We start from the raw sequence: 17,273 nt of genomic DNA, 5'->3' as shown, positions 1-17,273 counted from the left end.
ACCTGTTCAATAGGAATCAGGTTACATTGGCTTTATCTTAACCCAACCAGCAATGTACGTGCGAGCTAAACTTCGGGCTGAGAGGAAGTTGTCTGGGCACAGATTCAAAGAATTCTGTGTGCCTAATGGAGCCCGTAACGACTCATTTTGTAGTGCAGTGTGCGGACACTGACTCCGAGCATTTTTGCGGTTTTTTCACGATGATAATCGCAAACAACCAGGGCAGCCGAGATCGCTGCTTTCTCTGCGTCTTCTGTGACTTCGGCTAAGGTTTTTAAGGGTTCACTTGAAGATGAAACTGTGGGATTCAGGTCGTCGGGTAAATCCGTAGCATGTATCACATCGCCCGGCAGCGTCACAACCAATCTTTCGATCACATTACGAAGTTGGCGAACATTACCGGGCCAACGCGCACTGACCAGCTTCTGCATTGCTTCAGGGGAGATTTTCTTATGAGGTCGATTGTGACGCTGACAGAAATGGGTCAGAAAATGTTCGACCAGCAAAGGGATGTCATCCCGGCGTTCGCGTAATGCCGGAACATGAATTGGAATGACATTCAGTCGATAGAACAAATCCTCGCGAAAGGTTCCTTCTTCGATTAATGGCTCTACTGATTTATTAGTCGCAGAAATGATGCGTGCATCACTCTTCATCACCTCTTCACCACCCACGCGCATAAACTGTTGCGTCTCCAGAACCCGCAACAGATCGACCTGACTTTTGGCCGGCATCTCTGTGACTTCATCCAGAAACAGAGAACCACCCTGGGCCTGTTCGAAGCAGCCGGGCTTTTGTCGTGTGGCACCGCTGAAAGATCCTTTCTCGTGGCCGAATAATTCACTTTCGAGAAGTGTCTCGGGCATCGCTCCCAGATTGACGGCGACAAACGGGCCACTGCTCCGATTACTCAGGTCATGTAGCGCCCGAGCAATAAGCTCTTTTCCTGTCCCGCTCTCTCCCTGAATCAGAACCGTGGCATCGGTCGCCGCGACCTGACGAATCTGCTGAAATACATCGTGCATGGCAGCGCAGTTGCCAATGATATTCGAAACCTCGCCTGCATTCACAAGACGATTACGCAGCTCACGATTTTCAATCTGCAGACGGTGATGCTCTCGCGCTTTGCGAACCTGGTGCCGAATCAGATTCAAATCTAAGGGCTTGGTAATGAAATCGAAAGCCCCCAGCCTCATCGCTTTGACAGCCGTTTCAACTGTTCCATGCGCTGTGATAATAATCGCTGTCGTTTGCGGACGGCTACGCAGTATCTGCTGAATCAGCTCCAACCCATCCATTTCACCCGGCAGGCGAACATCTGCAATCACCAATTGAAAAAAACCTTCCTGGAACCGAGCCAGCCCCTCTTCTCCATCACTGGCTGTTTCCACTACATCCGCTTCCCTGGCTAACCCTTTGGCAAGGCCAGAGCGAATGTTTGGCTCGTCATCGATAATCAAAATCCCAAAGCCGTCTGATTGCATAACTACTCGCTTAGAGGTAATAAAACAGTGAAAGTCGTTCCACTCGATCCGGTGGATAGTTCAATTGTACCATCATGTTGACGCACAATCTTTTCACATAGAGCAAGTCCCATGCCGGTTCCTTCATTACGCGTCGTAAAATACGGATCAAAGATTCGCTCACGAAACTCGATCGGAATCCCTTTTCCGGTATCGCTGACATCGATTCGATACCATTCTCCCTCTCGGCTCAGACTGATTGACAATGTACCAGAGTCAGGCATAGCCTGTAACGCATTCAATGCAAGATTGAGCAGCACTTGATCAATGTGAACGGAATCTGCCTGCATGTCAGGAAGCTTTTCTTCGGGTAGATGGACTTCAATCTTCACCTGCTGCTGTTCAGCCTGTGGTCCAATGAACCGCACAAGTTTCTTGATCAAGGCAGACAGATCAACGGCAGAGCGTCCCGGCTCCGACATGGAAGCATAATCACGAAAGCCTTCCAACACGGCAGCCAATCGGTTGATTTCAGTTCGAATGACTCCCAGCATTTCATCAATTTCTTTCGTAGAAGACTGTTCCACAAGCGCTTCGTCAAGCAGTTGGACGTGGAGTGACAAGGCACTGAGTGGGTTCTTGATCTCGTGCTGAAGCCCCGTCGCCAGCGAACCCAGCCCCGCATAACGTTCCATCCGCCGCAGCCTTTGTTCCATGAGTGCCCGCTCGGTGACATCGCGTACATGGAGTACAGTTCCCAGTTCTTCCTGTCGCTCATTTCGCAGTAAGCTGCAACCTGCGCGAAACGTTTGTTCGTGCCCCTGACTCGAAATCGTGTAATCACAGTCTCTCACGGGAGAATGATGTGCATTCACATGGCTGCAAATCACGCATAATAGGGTGTGTTCCGTTCCGACATCAGACAATGGACGACCAATCACAGTCCCCTCCAATCCAAGCAGTTGGCGGCCCCGTGGGTTGATACTGGTGATGATCTCATTGCGATCCGTGGTCAGCACTCCCTGATCCATACTGGCGAGAACATCACTCGCCATGACTTTGACTTCGCGGAGGGAGCGTTCGCTGTTCAGATAAGCACGCACCAGTAATACGACTGCAATTCCGGTCGCGATAATATTCAGGACAAGCAAAATCGATAACTGAGATTGGAAACGGAGTTCACCGGCGAGCTCTCGTGCGACGGCCAGATCACTGTCGGGCAGATCTCGAATGATCTTCGCCACGATTTCCTGCTCGCGCTGAAAGTCGGCCAGAATCCAAAACGTAACAACCAGTGCAGTAAGGCTTAATAACGCCAAACCTCCGATGGCCAGTTGAAATCCGCGACTGACTCGTGTTTCGTAGACATGAAACATCTGCTGTCTCCCGCCCCTGATCTATTTCAGCCCATCCCGGCATCATAGACACATCGTTTTGTGTAAGGGAGGCAGGGGTTTGCTTGAGAGGTATGAAAGGCCGATCACTTGATCTGTAATAAGGCCTCTATAGATACAACAATTCTATGCCTCAATTCAAATTTTCTCAATCGACTAAAATCAAACCGGCTCACATGGCTAATATCCCTGCAGCTTTTTGCAGAGTGTGTGCAGATCATTGCACGATTCTTTAACCCAAATCCTGTTTTTTAAAATCTTAAATGATTTTATCACGTTGGGCATGCTCTCATCCGATACAGACCACTGAGTCTCCGTATTCCGTAAACTCGTGAGGTGGAACACGCGTGACAACCAATCTCCCGCCAGTTGGTACCTGAGTTGCTTTGCTTGAAAGCATTGACCAATTAAAGGATTTTGAGGGAAACAAAAGTAATGAACCAAGAAACGGATTTTCAAGAGACCCCATATTTCTCAGCCTCACCCAACAAGCGCAATGACATCGAATTACCGTCTCTGCGAACGATTTCTATCTGGTTTCTGACCCTGTTATTCGTGTTGACACTATCCGTTTTAGAGGGCCAGGCACAACCACCTGCTCCAGAACCAAACGAAAACGGAGTCCATTCCCACCTTCAATCTCTACAGAGGCAGATTGATGAATTGAAGTCACAACAGACACTGATGAATCAATACCCGAATGGGCCCATTACATCCGAAGAAGATGAATACGATTCAGATTTGCCTTCGCTCCTCAGCAACGATCCTGCAAACGGAAACAAATATCCGACCGCACGCCTGACGGGATTCTTTCAAGCCGATGCGGTCTGGTTTCATCAAGATGCCGGCAATATCCAGGCGGTAGGTGATTTACAGGACGGTGCCGATTTTCGTCGCGCCCGGCTGGCAGCCACCGGTGATGCCTGGGAGAACGTAGGGTATATGCTTGAAATGGATTTCGCGTTCCCCGGACGCCCCAGCTTCATGGATGTGTGGTTGGAAGTACGCGAAGCGATGGGAACGAATACCGTGAGGATCGGGCAATATCGACAGCCTTTTGGAATGGATGGACTCACCAGCGTCAAAGAGCTCACATTTCTTGAACGAGCACTCCCGTTTGCGTTTCTGCCATTCCGACAAATCGGTGCGATGACCTTTGGCCACTCGGAAGACGAACAATCAACCTGGGCACTCTCCGGATTTCGATTTCCCACAGACACCTACGGTGGAAACGTGGGCGACAGTGGCGGTTATGGCCTAGCCACACGTTTGACACATTTGTTAATCGACAACGGAGACGGTAACGGACTCTTACACATCGGCGGAGGTTACAGCTTTGGCAATCCGGCTAACAATCTGCTTCAGTATCGTAATCAACCAGAAATCTTCGTCTCAGAAACGGGTGGAGCCGCTCAAGTCCCGGTAGGTGTCCCCACGTTTGTGCCCCCCTTTGTGAACACAGGCCTGATTCCCACACAAAATTTTAATCTTTTCAATGCCGAACTGGCTTACGCCATTGGTTCCTTCTATGCCCAGTCGGAAGTACTTTATTCTCATGTAAGACAGCGGAATGGTCAAACGAATTCGTTTTCCGGGGCTTATGCCCACTTTGGCTATTTTTTAACAGGAGAGTCTCGTGCCTATAACCGTAAGGGAGGCGTATTTGGTCGTGTTGTGCCCCTGGATCCTTATAATCGAGACGGGGGATGTGGTGCCTGGGAAGTGGCTGGTCGCTGGTCCTATATTGATCTGAATGATAAGAGTATTCAGGGTGGTCGTTTGACGGATCTCACCTTCGGTCTCAACTGGTATCTCAATCAATACACCAAATTTCAATTCAACTACATTCACGCATTTCTTAACAGCAGCCCTGCAGTGAACGGCCCTGTTGTCAACAACAGCAATGCCGATATCCTTGCAGTTCGCGCACAAGTTGACTTCTAATCCTCAATCTCAGTATCTGGCATTCTAATCCCAACACTTGTAACATAAGTTGTCTGGCTTGAATTAATGCCAGCTTAACAAGCGCCTATTAAGAACGACTCTACAATTACTTCTTAGATGGGATTGACGAATGCAGTCGGCCATTTTATCCATTATGTCACGAAGCGATCTCTTTCGAGGATGTACAACACAATGTCATCAATTGATTGCAGATCGTCTGCAATTCCACAGCTTTAAACCCGAAGCAACCATACTTCAAGCCGGTCATTCTGATCGTGCTTTATGGATTGTATTATCGGGACAATGCCGGGTGATTGGTCTCACACAAGATGCCGGCGAAATTGAACTGGCTCAGCTTGACCCTTCCAGTATCTTTGGTGAATTATCTTTCTTTGCTCCCGCCGCGCATCGCGTTTCGGTCCTTGCCAAGACGGAGGTCCAAGTTGCCCAATTCACTCGCGATGATTTTGACCGTCTCGCCCAATCCGAAGTAGCGCTCGCCCATCAACTTACTTGTAATGCAGCGACCATTCTTGCCAGACGATTGCAACGTATGGACGAATTAATCTGCCGTACGGTAGCCGAAGCCAGAATGGCCCATCACAGTGAGTGGCAGGAGTTTTGCCAGCTGATGCATACCACTCCAGATCGAACGCGTTAGGCACGAATTGCCTGGAGAGGCCGTTTTATGATTGCGACTTCTGCCAAAGATCGCTCACTAATAGCCTTATTTTATCCTAAACGATAGACACCAGTGCTCTCTGACAGAGTATCGTGCTTCAGTATTCACGAGACGGCTGAGGGATCGATTTCTATCAAAGATGAGAACTCAGGCTCGCTGAACAAAACCTGATTTCGAACATAACGACTCGGTGATAAAAAGAAAAGTGCCCGCCGGTTCGCTCGGGCTATTGACCGGGAGTCACGAAGTTGCCAGTCACCTGTCATGCTAGCTACCCGCCAAAGTAAGCACATGAAGGTGACTGGCAAACTACGTTCACAATAAAGGATCAATAACTTGAGCCCCCGCTCAAGGGACACGGGATACGCGTAACAAACAGCCTCAGGAATCCCGCGCGACGGACACTTCTCTGCCTCATATTGAAACGCATCTCAATTGAAAAGAAACTAATTTAAGCGATGAATTTATTAGCATCTCGCACACGAACTGATTCCAGATATGCGGTCACAGCATGAGCTTCGTAACGCGGTTGACGGCAGTAATCGACAATCGCATCTGCGATCGGTTCTGTCGTAATGATTTCTATCCGGGTCTGAGAGTGACCGATAAATGGCTCATCATAGACCTGATGATGCCCTTGCCCCCAGCAGTTCATGCAAGTAAACCCTTTAATACCCAATTCGCGAAAATGATTTAACATTTCCGCTTCAAAATGGGTCTCCGTAATGACGATGACCTTGGTTAATTCTGTTGTTGCAGACATGAAAGGATATTCCTATGAAAGTTATTTTCTAATGACCAGCAAAATTGAAAACGAATGAGTGGGTTGTCAAAAAGAACGCAATGGAGAGCTATCCCAATCCAACCCACTCATCCACTGGTGAAGTCGTAATGAGTTTATAAAAGCGGAGTGGGTAACACTCATCAATTTGATGAAAATGACTCTGGCTGGTAAAAGGGCGTCATCCAACCCGAGTCTGGCCCGATTATGTGACAGGAAAGGCTGTCATGATTGATTGTGCAATCAACATATAAACGGGAATTCCTATCGTCACATTGTAGGTAAATGTCAGCCCCAGCGAAGCTGCCAGAGGCAGCGTGGGACTGGCTTCGGGAATCGCCAGTCTTTGTACCGCCGGCACCGCGATATAGGAAGCGGCACCACACAATACGGCAAACAATGCATACGTTCCCAAGTCAAAGGGTTGTCCTAATACAATGCTGTAGCCATGAGCGACGAGAATACCTACGAACGCAAACACGTTGGGAGCCAGTACACCGAAGAGAATAAATCTCCAACCAGCTGTTTTCAGATCTTTTAAACGGCGGCATGCAGTAATTCCCATTTCCAATAGGAACAGGCATAACATACCATGGAAAATATTCACAAACAGAGTGTCATCCGCCCTGGTCACTGCTTCCCCTTGAAGTCGTCCGAGAAACCCGATAATGATCCCCCCAAACAACAGGTAGAGCCCCGGGTTTAGAAAGACCTCATGAAGTAGTTCTTTACTGAAAATTGGTTCTTTCTTGGATGCTTCTTCTTCATCTGATTCAATCTCTAAATCATCTGCAACTTCGAGTTCTGCAGCCAGTTGTCGCTTTGTCCCTGTCTGTGGTGGGTCCACAACAGCTGTTGTAGCGCGACCCTGTGAGGGATGATTATTATGCTGGCTAAGAGACTCTCCTTGTCCCCCTTCTGAATATTCAATTTCTGCTCCGCCCGTCGTTTCCAATGCTGGCTGAGTTGCTGGTTGAAAGCCAGGCTCGTAAGGCATATTTCCATGCGGGTCCATGCCCTTTTTGCGTAAGCGAGAAACAAGATAAAGGGCCACCAGACAGCCAGGAATTTCCATCACAGCCAGCATCACGGGCATATAAGCGGCATAAGCAATATTCGCAGCCGCAATCACTCCCAGACAGGTTACAAAAGTTCCTGCCGAATCCGAACCGTAGAAACCGGCAACGGTCGCCGCATCGACCTGCCGCAATTTGGTTGTCTTTCGAAGGATAAAATAAGCAAACAGTCCGATACAGAGATTCGTCACAAACCCGATTGCCATGAATCCCAAAGCCTGACCAAATTCTGCCAATGAGAGCGAAGCCAGTTCCTCACCGCCGTGCCAACCAATGGCCACGAGCAGGTACAGGGTCAACCCCTGGTAGACTGCTTTCGGAAATTCAAATGGGACCTTGAGAATCGGAATCAGAAATCCCATATAGAAAAATAACAGCAGAGGTTTGAATAGATTATGAGCGAAATTATGTAAGAAATCGGCTAGCATCGTTTAGTTTCCTCTGGTAGGTCATTAAGACGGTTTCAATACCGGAATGAGGGAGGCTTGCAGAAAGGATCTTCCCGCTGAATTGATAAAATGGAACGCACGGAATATCACCATGCAAGCGGTATGCCATGTCGGATATTTTTCTGATTCTTTTTTCGCCAATGCGAAATGAATCCTTAGAAAATGGGATAAATCACTTAAGAAAAAAACTTTTCCCATTCGATGGAGCGACATTGACAAAGTAAATTCAAAGCAGCAGGACCTCAGCCTGCATGCAATAACCTGCAGATCTCACGCAAGATTATGCAGCCCATAGCACTTTCCCTGATGAACACTCTTTTTACCAGCGATATTCAACTGCCATCCCTGTTGCATCGGGATACGCAATCGGAAACACAGACCAGTTTCGATCTGCATTTTGTGTGGCATCGACAGCGTTCGTAGCGATCCAGGCCATCCACCAGCCGAGCAAGACTTGTGATGGGTAGTGTCGATTGTCATTGACACGGGACAACGGTGCCAGGGTGGAACCAGCATAGAAAACCAGCTTGAGAAGCGGTTTATCGGTCACTTTGGCTGCTGCTAAAAACGGGATCGCCCCCATAAAACTATGGCCGCTCACACCGTTATTGTCCTGAAATGGTTTCCATTTCGCATTCGAGGTCGTCTCTCCGGGTCGTGAGGCACCGGTGACATACTGCATTGCCAGCATCGGTGGCGTACCAACAATAATGGCCCGAATCGAACGTTCGCCCCATTCTCCTGTGGCATTCACCAGTGGGATCTTATCAAACATCGCTCCTGCTACCCAGGCAGCTGCGAACAGCGGCAGCGTGTAGCGACCATTCCCCAGTTCTTTTTGCGCATGCAATCCATGCAGCCACTCATCCGAGCTGGCACTGTGCACACTGGACTGAAAATGATTCTGAATTCCTCCATCGAGCGATGTATTCGCCATGATGGCTCCCACACCAAAGCCCCCCGCCAACCAGGTGAGTGACTTTCTTGAATAATAGTTAGCATGATCTGTCTTTATCTGGCTCCAGAGGGTCAATTGTTTCTCTGGCGGTTCGTCATCAAACGCACGATTAAAATCATTAAAATCGTCCAGAGAGTTGTTTGATAAAAAGCCTTCGATCGTGATCAATGCCGGCGGTTCGTTGCTTTGCGAGACTTGATCGTCCCCGATTTGATCTGCCTGATGCAGCGGTGGATAATGTATTCCCTCAGGCGGCATGTTAAGCCAATCTGGGTAGGACGAACTGTTATGCACTTCATCGACTGTTTCAAACTCCGTGCTACCCTCAATCGGATCACTGACTCTCAGGTAACCTGATGGGGGATCGGAATTGATGCTGGTACCGCTTGTGACAAATGATTCGATATGGGTTGTCTTTTTACTGGTAATACAACCTGTCAATAAAAAGAACGTGACCATACAAAGGGTAATGAGAATTGAGTATCCTCGTAACCGGCATAACACATACCATGTATACAATGTCAGCGCTCTATATCGGAACATAATTCCAATCTAAAATGGCGTAAGGGATAAGCTGAAGGGGTGTTGAGAAGAGAAATAGCAGAGAAGAGTATCGGCTCAACCAGAAGGCTAAACACCGATTAACATGTAAACATCCTTGTGCAAACAACCAGCCGGCATGTTCAATACCAGCTTATCGGGAGCACTCGTGAGAACCTTTCTGTAGCTTTAATTAACTTGAATCGTCATCAACTCTAGAATGAATTCCAGCTCTAATTTGTAGATATTTGACCGTGATCCATAATTCGTTTCACCGTTTGAGTATCCTTGATTTCTAAATTGAAATCTGGAAACCACCGATCTGAGTAATAAAGTTCAAACGCGGATTGAAAATAAGAAACCGTACTCTTCAGCATGTTCTGGTCGGGAACCAGTTGCTGCTCCAACTGGTAACTGGTTTGATCAAGCGTAAAGCTTTCCGCTGACTTACCAAACCCAAGAACGACCATTTGATTCTGTGAATCCAATAATGCGACATCATGATTGTGCTGCATGATAGCCCGGCCTTTCGCTGGGTTTACCTTCAGAGCGTCGTAGCCAAAAAACACGGATCGATAGTCACCACCAAGCCTGCCCATAATAGTAGGAGTGATATCCAATGAGCAGGCTAATGTACTACAACGCGTTCCCTGTCCTGTTCCCTGCGGCTGAATCATCAGCACGGGCACTCGATAAGAGCTCATAGGGAAAAGCTGGCTGCCGGAAACACGAGCTCCATGATCTCCCATCACAATGAAGATCGTATTCTGATAAAAATCGTGTGACTGTGCTTCACGGAAGAAATAGCCCAGCGCCCAGTCAGCATATTTTACGGCGTTTTCACGCGTCTGTTCATCTTCTGAGATTCGACCTTCCGGATACGTATAAGGTCGATGGTTGGAAACAGTCAGGATCGTTGCAAAAAACGGGCGGCCTGAAGCATGCAAGCTATCAAGTTCACCGAGTGCCTTGCGAAACAGGTCTTCATCGCTGACTCCCCAGGCATTAGCAAAAACCGGATCCTGAAAGTCTGACTGCTCAACGAACCGGTTGAACCCATTTGACTTCATGAATGATCGCACTCCGTCAAACAAGCCGCGGCCACCGGTCATAAAGAGACGTTCGTAACCACGTTTGGCAAGTACACTTGCCAGCGTATAAACACGGTCTGAGTGATCTCGCTTGAGAATTGATTCTGTAGGGATCGGCGGCATTGAGGTCAATACAGCCTCTAATGCACGCGCGGTTCGATTTCCTGTGGCATAGAAGTTATCAAACAAGGTCCCCTTTCTGGTTAGTGCATCGAAATGAGGAGTGAGCTTGCGACCATCGCCTAGTACTCCAATAAAATCAGAACCCAGACTCTCTTCCAAAATCAGGACTACATTCAAATCCTGCTGTGGCTTCCCCGTATTCACAATACGATCAACGGGGTTATTCGAGTCTGTTTGCAGTTCATCTCGCTCTTCGACAATCTGTTGCCTTAACTGCTGGTTTACTTCAGAGCTTTCCAGGGTGATATAATTTTTATTGAAGTCAAAACGACATGTCCACGCGTAATATACAAAGCTGTATAATCCATTCCACGTGCATTCATTGGCAACACGGTCGCGAGTAACCTGTCGGCTTTCCGCACTGGTATTTGTCCACAAGAACATAATGCCCATGAGAACGGTCAACAGGAACCCATAGCGCCTCGTCCAAGGCATGGGTGCTGCCATTTTTTTGTGGAACTGCTTCCGTAACAGAAACCAGAGAATTCCACCACACAGGCTAACAACAGCCAGAAGTTCAACCAGGGGATACGACTGCCAGATGTTGCAGCAGACCTCAGTCGGATAGACAATATATTCAAACGCAATGTAATTCAGACGCGATTGAAACTCATCGAAGAAAATATATTCGGCAATACACAGGAACGGCAAAAACAGAAATGCAATCACCCATGTCGCATCCAGTAACCAGCGGCTGGTTCGCCCTGTAATTCTCTGGTTTGACACCAGGGTGATGTGTAATAATTGTGGTACAACAAAGCACAGCGCAACCAGCACATCAAACTGAAATCCGACGAAGAACAGTCTGAGCCCCTGCCAGAAAGTAAGTTTTACCAGATCGACATAGGTCACCACCATCACAGTTCGCAGCAGGATCAGATAGGACACCGTGATCGCAAAAATGATGGCGATCACGCTATACCGCCCCGACCATTCTGAGAATGCAGATAACCAGCTCCGTTGATTCCACGCCCCGTTTTGAAGCCCCGATGATGCAGCGATGTCGGATTCTGACTGATTTCGTTCGGAACCGGATGCGGGCAATTTTTTTAACATGTCTCGAAAATCCTTCTTCGAAAATCATCTCAGGGATATATGTATTGCTAGTTCATAGTCAGAGGAGGCAAGTTAAAGAGCCCCGATCCAACTCCGAATCATTTAGTAGTTCTTTATAAAAAAAGGCAGCATCCACTCTCTATTTTGCAACCACTCGTACTCCTAATTTATTAGTAGTACGAGATAAAAAAAGAGTCACAGACGATTATCTTGCTGTGCTTCCTGATCGAGTTTTTCTGGCTCCTGATGCTCTAACAATTCATGCAATTCGATTCGACCATTGTAGGCATCAAAATCATGTACTGAATAACCAAAGTCATGCAGCGCGCCTGCAGTCCAGGTCGGCCAGGGAGACCAGTTTGCACGCGGCGAGGCAAGCACATCGACAGGCACCCATACACATCCAATGAAAACGGCTATCGTGCAAAGACAGGCAGAAGCAGTAAATCCTGAAAGCGGTTTTCGACTGGTCACACCTTGATTTTTCGCGATTTGTGTCAAACGCCTTGCGCGCTTCGCGGTGAGACTATTGCCTCGCCCAAACGCCAGTGGTGTCGGAGTTTTATCTGTCTGTGATGTGCTGTATTCAATGATAGTTAACAAAGTGCGCAAGTACATGGCGATCTCCGTTGGTGAGTCGATAGCCGCTTCATCACAGGCAAATTCCCGGCTCAAAGCAGACTGCTGTGATGCCCACCAGACCATCGGATGAAACCAGAAGACTGCCTCCACTAAACGCTGAAGAAATAGCTGCAGAGGATGTCCTGTTTTGAGGTGCTCCAATTCATGCCGAATAATAAAATTCAGTTGTTGTTGGTCAAACCCAAGTAAATACTCGGGCAATACAATATAAGGATGATGAAATTGTGAGCAGAATGGAGTCATCAGCCTGGTACTTGTCAACAATCGAAGTCTTTGCTTCAACGCAGTGCCTGATGTCTCAGGTACCTGGTTCTGATTCTTATCGGAAATAATTTGACTGGGTTCAATCAGCTGACATGTTTTGAGAAATTGATTTACTTGCACAGCACGGATCAAAAACACCAATAGAGAGATAACAGCTCCTGTTGACCAGATCAAAAACAATGCACGTCCTACTTGAAACTCGAGACTTACCAGTGTTGTTGCGCTCTCCGAATTGATTAAAGACCAGGGTTGAAACAATCTGGGATGAGGGAACAGCAAACCAACAACCACTAATACCAATAAGACTGCATAACAAATTGTCCACAGTCGGCACTGCACACGTTCGCTGCTTACCAGTCGCCCTAACCAATGGGCCACGATAATCACAATTGCGGCCTGCACAGAGACTGAAACGACCATCTCAAGAAATTGAGTTGAAGTCATGCATCTTTCTCCAGAGACTGAATTGCCTGTTTTAATTCCTCAATATCCGATTGTGACATGGAATCGCTCCCGACCAGACTAAGCAAGAGTGACTTAACTGAACCACCAAACAGACGCTGTGTCAGGTCGTCTGCCATACTGCGACTGACCTTCTCCCGCGAAACTGCTGGCTCATAGACAAACGCGCGGCCTTCTTTCTTTTTATTAACAACATTTCGTGTTTCATCGAGTATTTTCAATGTCGTCATCACAGTCGTATAGGCCAACGGACGTTCCAGGGAATCGACGACTTCCTGGACTGTTGCACGACCTTTTTTCCAGACAATATCCATTACTTCGAGTTCACATTTGGTTAAATGAAGTTTTGTCATCAATCAATTCCTTTCACTCGAATGGACATTCACTCTATTCTTATAGCTCAATGTTTACATCAAAAACACTGCCAAACAGACCACATTAAATGCCCAGCTCAAAGCGAATTTATCCTGCGAGCCAGTTGCTGATAGGTCGAAGTATCCAGCGATTCGGAGAGAATTCGAACTCTGCCATCTCCCCACAAAAAAAGCGAACCACCGGGATGTCGACTGGAAAATTCACACTCATCACAGAGTTGACAGTTTGGCGAGGTCATTGCACTGCCCACAATGCGGCATGCGGCATCCTCTCCCGAATAGTCTACTCCCATCCAGGTTGAAGGCACCTGTGCCATTGTTCGTTCACCAACAATGATTGTATTGCTTAAACCACGCACTAACTGGGCAAAACGAACCGGGATTGATTCACGAAAAGTGCCATCTCCCGGAGGTGCTGGTATACCATCGTCTGCCTCGACTGTTCCATAAACGCCTACATAACTAGCTGTTGGAAGCTCAATGAGCGGAACCATCGTCGCGCTGACTACATTTTCTTTATAAAGCATAAACGTGGGATCAACGATATCTGATGGACACCGAAAGTTTGCAATCGAAACACTTCGAGCCAGCTGATTGGAGGGGTGACCGATCACCAGATTTCGATCGATTTGATCATAAATGGCCCGTTGTTCCAGATAGGGTAACAAGGGAACTGCCCAGCCATAGATGGATTTTTTCGAGCTCTCCCACTGCCAGCCAGCAGGTAAACATCCACTGGTATCGTGATAAGAGTGCAGCGCCAGGCCGATTTGTTTGAGTTGATTTTTACACTGCAACTGGCGTGCTGCTTCACGAGCTGAGCCAACAGCCGGAAGAATCAGACTGACTAGAGTGGTGATCACTCCAAACGTTACCAACAATTCCAGCACTGTAAAACCACGGCATCGAGAACCTTTCCACTGCGGGAACGACAAGCTGCCTTTCATCTGATTCGATCCATGAGTCATGAGTTTTACTTCTATTTTCAGTCTCCATTCCATTGCGAAGCTGGTTTTTACTAATCCTTTAGTACTTTGTCAAGTGTTTCTTTTCAGCAGAGCTACACCGCAATTCGACACCGACTGTGCTGGAATTTAAGGTTGAAAGTTCCTGGAGAAAGCCCCCCAGGCGACCCACGCTAATCAATTATTCTTCCTGGAACGCTTGATTATTTTTTCTATTTCTACTGCCAGGAAAACGAGCGTCGAGAGAGCCAGCGTGATTGCAAGTTCCCCGGCCGAGAGTGGCATGGTTTTGAAAATGGGGTTGAGAAAGGGCACATAAATCGTGAGCATCTGAAGTATGAACGTCAGTAAGACGGCCCCAAGGAGCGGCATGTTCGAGAGTGCCCCTTGAGCAAAGAATGACTCCTCTTCGGAACGAATGGCCAAGACGTGCCCCATTTGACTCAAACAGAGAACAGTGAAAACCATTGTCTGCCAGTGGGTTTGTTTAGCGTCGATGAACCAAGCCTGAGTCATGATGGAAATAGCGCCCATCAGAAGCCCTACCCAGATAATATGCGTTCCCAGACCTCGTGCAAAAATACTCTCCTGCGGGTCTCGGGGAGGACGACTCATGATATTTCTCTCACCCGGCTCGGCGGCTAATGCTAGACCAGGAACACCATCGGTGACCAGATTGATCCACAGAATATGAATGGGCAACAGAGGAATCGGTAACCCTAGAAGCGGCGCCAGAAAGATCGTCCAAATCTCTCCTAAATTGCTGGTCATCGTGTATTTGATAAACTTGCGAATATTATCAAAAATTCGCCGGCCCTCTTTGACTGTTTTCACGATGGTGGCAAAGTTATCATCCAGTAGTAGCATGTGAGATGCTTCCTTGGAGACATCGGTGCCAGTGATGCCCATCGCCACACCAATATCGGCCCGTTTTAAAGCCGGCGCATCATTGACGCCGTCTCCCGTCATTGCCACAAAGTGCCCTTTATCCTGCAGTGCTTTGATAATTTTCAATTTTTGTTTTGGGGCCACTCGTGCATAGACTCGAATCTTTTCCACCTTATTTTCGAATTCATCCAGCGAAAGCTGTCCCAGTTCCTGTCCAGTCATAACAGACTCCCCTTGCCCACGGAGAATTCCGACTCGCCTGGCGATCACTTCGGCTGTTAACGGGTGGTCCCCTGTAATCATCACCGGATGGATGCCTGCGGAACGACATTGCGCCACTGATTCTTCTGCTTCGGGCCGGGGTGGGTCCAACATACCAACGATTCCAATCAGGACCAGATTGGATTCAACCAGTTCGGAAGTCAGCGTTTCAGGTAGTGCATCCCAGATACGCAGCCCCAACCCCAAGGTCCTCAGTCCGTTACCGGCAATCTGCTCTGACACTTCCAAAACCTCAGAGTGATTGATCTCTGACTGACCTTCAGAAGCCAGGCTCTGTTCCGAGCGTTCTATGATTTTCTCAGCTGCCCCTTTAGTGAAAGAAATGACCTGACCGTTTTCCCACGGATGGAATGTCGTCATTAACTTGCGTTCCGAGTCAAAGGGGATCTCGGCTAATCTGGGATATTTTTCGTCAAGCCTCTCTCGAGTGAAGCCCTTTTGTTGCGCCAGTTCAAACAGCGCAATTTCAGTAGGATCACCGATAATTTCATCTGAACCATCAAGCTGCGCATCATTACAAAGCGCTAATGCTATCAGTAATTTATCGGATGGGTTCTTTTCTACAGACGTACCTTCTGAAGTTGGGGCTGAATGAAAAGATGCCAGATTATCAATTTCACAAACTTGCCCAGCGACATAAACCTGCTCCACAGTCATCCGATTCAAAGTCAATGTCCCTGTCTTGTCAGAGCAGATATAGGTCACTGATCCGAGTGTCTCCACAGCCGGTAGTTTTCGAATCAGTGCGTGTTGTTTGACCAGTTTCCTGGCTCCGAGTGCCAGTGAAATCGTAATCACTGCAGGTAACGCTTCGGGAATGGCTGCGACCGCCAGAGAAATCGCCGTCAGCAGCATGAGCAAAGGGGGTTCGCCGCGCATCAGGCCGGCTAGAAAAACAATGGCACAAATCGCCAGCACCGCATACGCCAGCTTTTGACTAAACAGACTCAGTCGCTTCTGAAGTGGTGTCCGCCCTTCTTCCTGATCCTGCAGTAAAACAGCGATCTGCCCAAGTTCCGTCTGCATGCCTGTGCCGACGACCAGACCACGCCCGCGACCGAAGGTAACCAACGTCCCTTTATAAGACATATTTTTTCGGTCGCCGAGAGCAAGATCTTCTTTTTTGAGTGACTCAGTCTGCTTCTCGACGGGCAGAGATTCTCCGGTTAAAGCAGCTTCATCGACCTGAAGCTGGACTGCTTCCGTCAATCGCAAATCAGCCGGCACTACATTACCTGCTTCCAGTACGACCAGATCTCCGGGAACCAGCTGCTCTGCAGTGATAGATTCAATCTGCCCATCCCGTATCACGGTCGTCGAAGGGGCTGCCATTTTTTTCAAAGCAGCCATCGCCTTTTCAGCGCGATATTCCTGAACGAACCCGAGGACGGCATTCAACAAAACAATCACCGCAATCGTGATCGTATCGGCCGGTTCCCCAATGACTCCCGCAATGACCGCTGCGGCAATCAACACCAGGATCATGAAATCCTTAAACTGATCCAGAAACATCATCCCTAAAGATTTACGCTCTTTTTCGATCAGTAGATTTGGCCCGTAATGTTCCAGACGAAGCTGGGCTTCCTGAGAACTCAATCCCTGGTCGGACGTTTCTAATTTCTCCACAACATCTGGCAAATCAAACTGGTGCCAGTTAATTGATTTTGTATCTTCTGCGCTCATCACATACCTCTAGCAAACCGAATGAAGCATGAGGTGTATTGAGACCAAACAACTCCCCTCGATTGGGATTCCTTATATCTGATTTTGATACGCATC

12 protein-coding genes are annotated in these 17,273 nt (G+C 48.0%); 2 read left to right on the top strand and 10 right to left on the bottom strand.

Annotated features, from left to right (window positions below):
• Positions 1-122: 122 nt before the first annotated feature.
• Both Enr17x_RS08725 and Enr17x_RS08720 read right to left on the bottom strand, forming a co-directional pair.
• Positions 123-1,484 carry a sigma-54-dependent transcriptional regulator gene (locus Enr17x_RS08725; RefSeq protein WP_145307862.1) on the bottom strand — a complete coding sequence of 454 codons (1,362 nt, stop codon included), beginning with the start codon at positions 1,482-1,484 and terminating at the stop codon, positions 123-125.
• A gap of 2 nt (positions 1,485-1,486) precedes the next feature.
• A complete protein-coding gene (locus tag Enr17x_RS08720; protein WP_145307860.1) occupies positions 1,487-2,839 on the bottom strand; it encodes a two-component system sensor histidine kinase NtrB in 1,353 nt (450 codons plus the stop codon).
• A gap of 453 nt (positions 2,840-3,292) precedes the next feature.
• Here Enr17x_RS08720 and Enr17x_RS08715 point away from each other — a divergent pair, with 453 nt between their 5' ends.
• Positions 3,293-4,801: an OprO/OprP family phosphate-selective porin gene (locus tag Enr17x_RS08715; RefSeq protein ID WP_145307858.1), complete on the top strand. Its 1,509-nt coding sequence runs from the start codon at positions 3,293-3,295 to the stop codon at positions 4,799-4,801.
• A gap of 130 nt (positions 4,802-4,931) precedes the next feature.
• Complete coding sequence (locus tag Enr17x_RS08710) at positions 4,932-5,462, top strand: cyclic nucleotide-binding domain-containing protein (protein WP_145307856.1); 531 nt, start codon at positions 4,932-4,934, stop codon at positions 5,460-5,462.
• Positions 5,463-5,934: 472 nt separating this feature from the next.
• Here Enr17x_RS08710 and Enr17x_RS08705 read toward each other — a convergent pair whose 3' ends face one another.
• The 8 genes from Enr17x_RS08705 to Enr17x_RS08670 all read right to left on the bottom strand — a co-directional run bounded on the left by Enr17x_RS08705 (position 5,935) and on the right by Enr17x_RS08670 (position 17,177).
• Complete coding sequence (locus Enr17x_RS08705) at positions 5,935-6,246, bottom strand: P-II family nitrogen regulator (RefSeq protein ID WP_145213748.1); 312 nt, start codon at positions 6,244-6,246, stop codon at positions 5,935-5,937.
• Between the two features lie 223 nt (positions 6,247-6,469).
• Positions 6,470-7,768, bottom strand: coding sequence for a sodium-dependent bicarbonate transport family permease (locus Enr17x_RS08700; RefSeq protein WP_145307854.1), 1,299 nt, complete (start codon positions 7,766-7,768; stop codon positions 6,470-6,472).
• A 340-nt stretch (positions 7,769-8,108) separates the two neighbouring features.
• Positions 8,109-9,290: a phosphatase PAP2 family protein gene (locus tag Enr17x_RS08695; protein WP_145307852.1), complete on the bottom strand. Its 1,182-nt coding sequence runs from the start codon at positions 9,288-9,290 to the stop codon at positions 8,109-8,111.
• 230 nt (positions 9,291-9,520) lie between these two features.
• Complete coding sequence (locus Enr17x_RS08690) at positions 9,521-11,617, bottom strand: LTA synthase family protein (RefSeq protein ID WP_145307850.1); 2,097 nt, start codon at positions 11,615-11,617, stop codon at positions 9,521-9,523.
• Positions 11,618-11,812: 195 nt separating this feature from the next.
• Positions 11,813-12,967 (bottom strand): M56 family metallopeptidase, encoded by a 1,155-nt coding sequence (locus Enr17x_RS08685; protein ID WP_145307848.1) that lies wholly within the window; start codon positions 12,965-12,967, stop codon positions 11,813-11,815.
• On the bottom strand, positions 12,964-13,338 hold the full coding sequence (locus Enr17x_RS08680) for a BlaI/MecI/CopY family transcriptional regulator (protein WP_145307846.1): 375 nt from the start codon (positions 13,336-13,338) through the stop codon (positions 12,964-12,966). Before Enr17x_RS08680 ends, Enr17x_RS08685 begins: the two co-directional genes overlap by 4 nt.
• 98 nt (positions 13,339-13,436) lie before the next feature.
• Positions 13,437-14,327 carry a DUF1559 domain-containing protein gene (locus Enr17x_RS08675; protein ID WP_145307844.1) on the bottom strand — a complete coding sequence of 297 codons (891 nt, stop codon included), beginning with the start codon at positions 14,325-14,327 and terminating at the stop codon, positions 13,437-13,439.
• 174 nt (positions 14,328-14,501) lie between these two features.
• Positions 14,502-17,177: a cation-translocating P-type ATPase gene (locus tag Enr17x_RS08670; RefSeq protein ID WP_145307841.1), complete on the bottom strand. Its 2,676-nt coding sequence runs from the start codon at positions 17,175-17,177 to the stop codon at positions 14,502-14,504.
• Between the last annotated feature and the right edge of the window lie 96 nt (positions 17,178-17,273).

The sequence above is a fragment of the Gimesia fumaroli genome (assembly GCF_007754425.1).
Taxonomy (GTDB): domain Bacteria; phylum Planctomycetota; class Planctomycetia; order Planctomycetales; family Planctomycetaceae; genus Gimesia; species Gimesia fumaroli.
The sequence above is the reverse complement of the archived record's forward strand: the minus strand, read 5'-3'. Positions and strand labels throughout refer to the sequence as shown.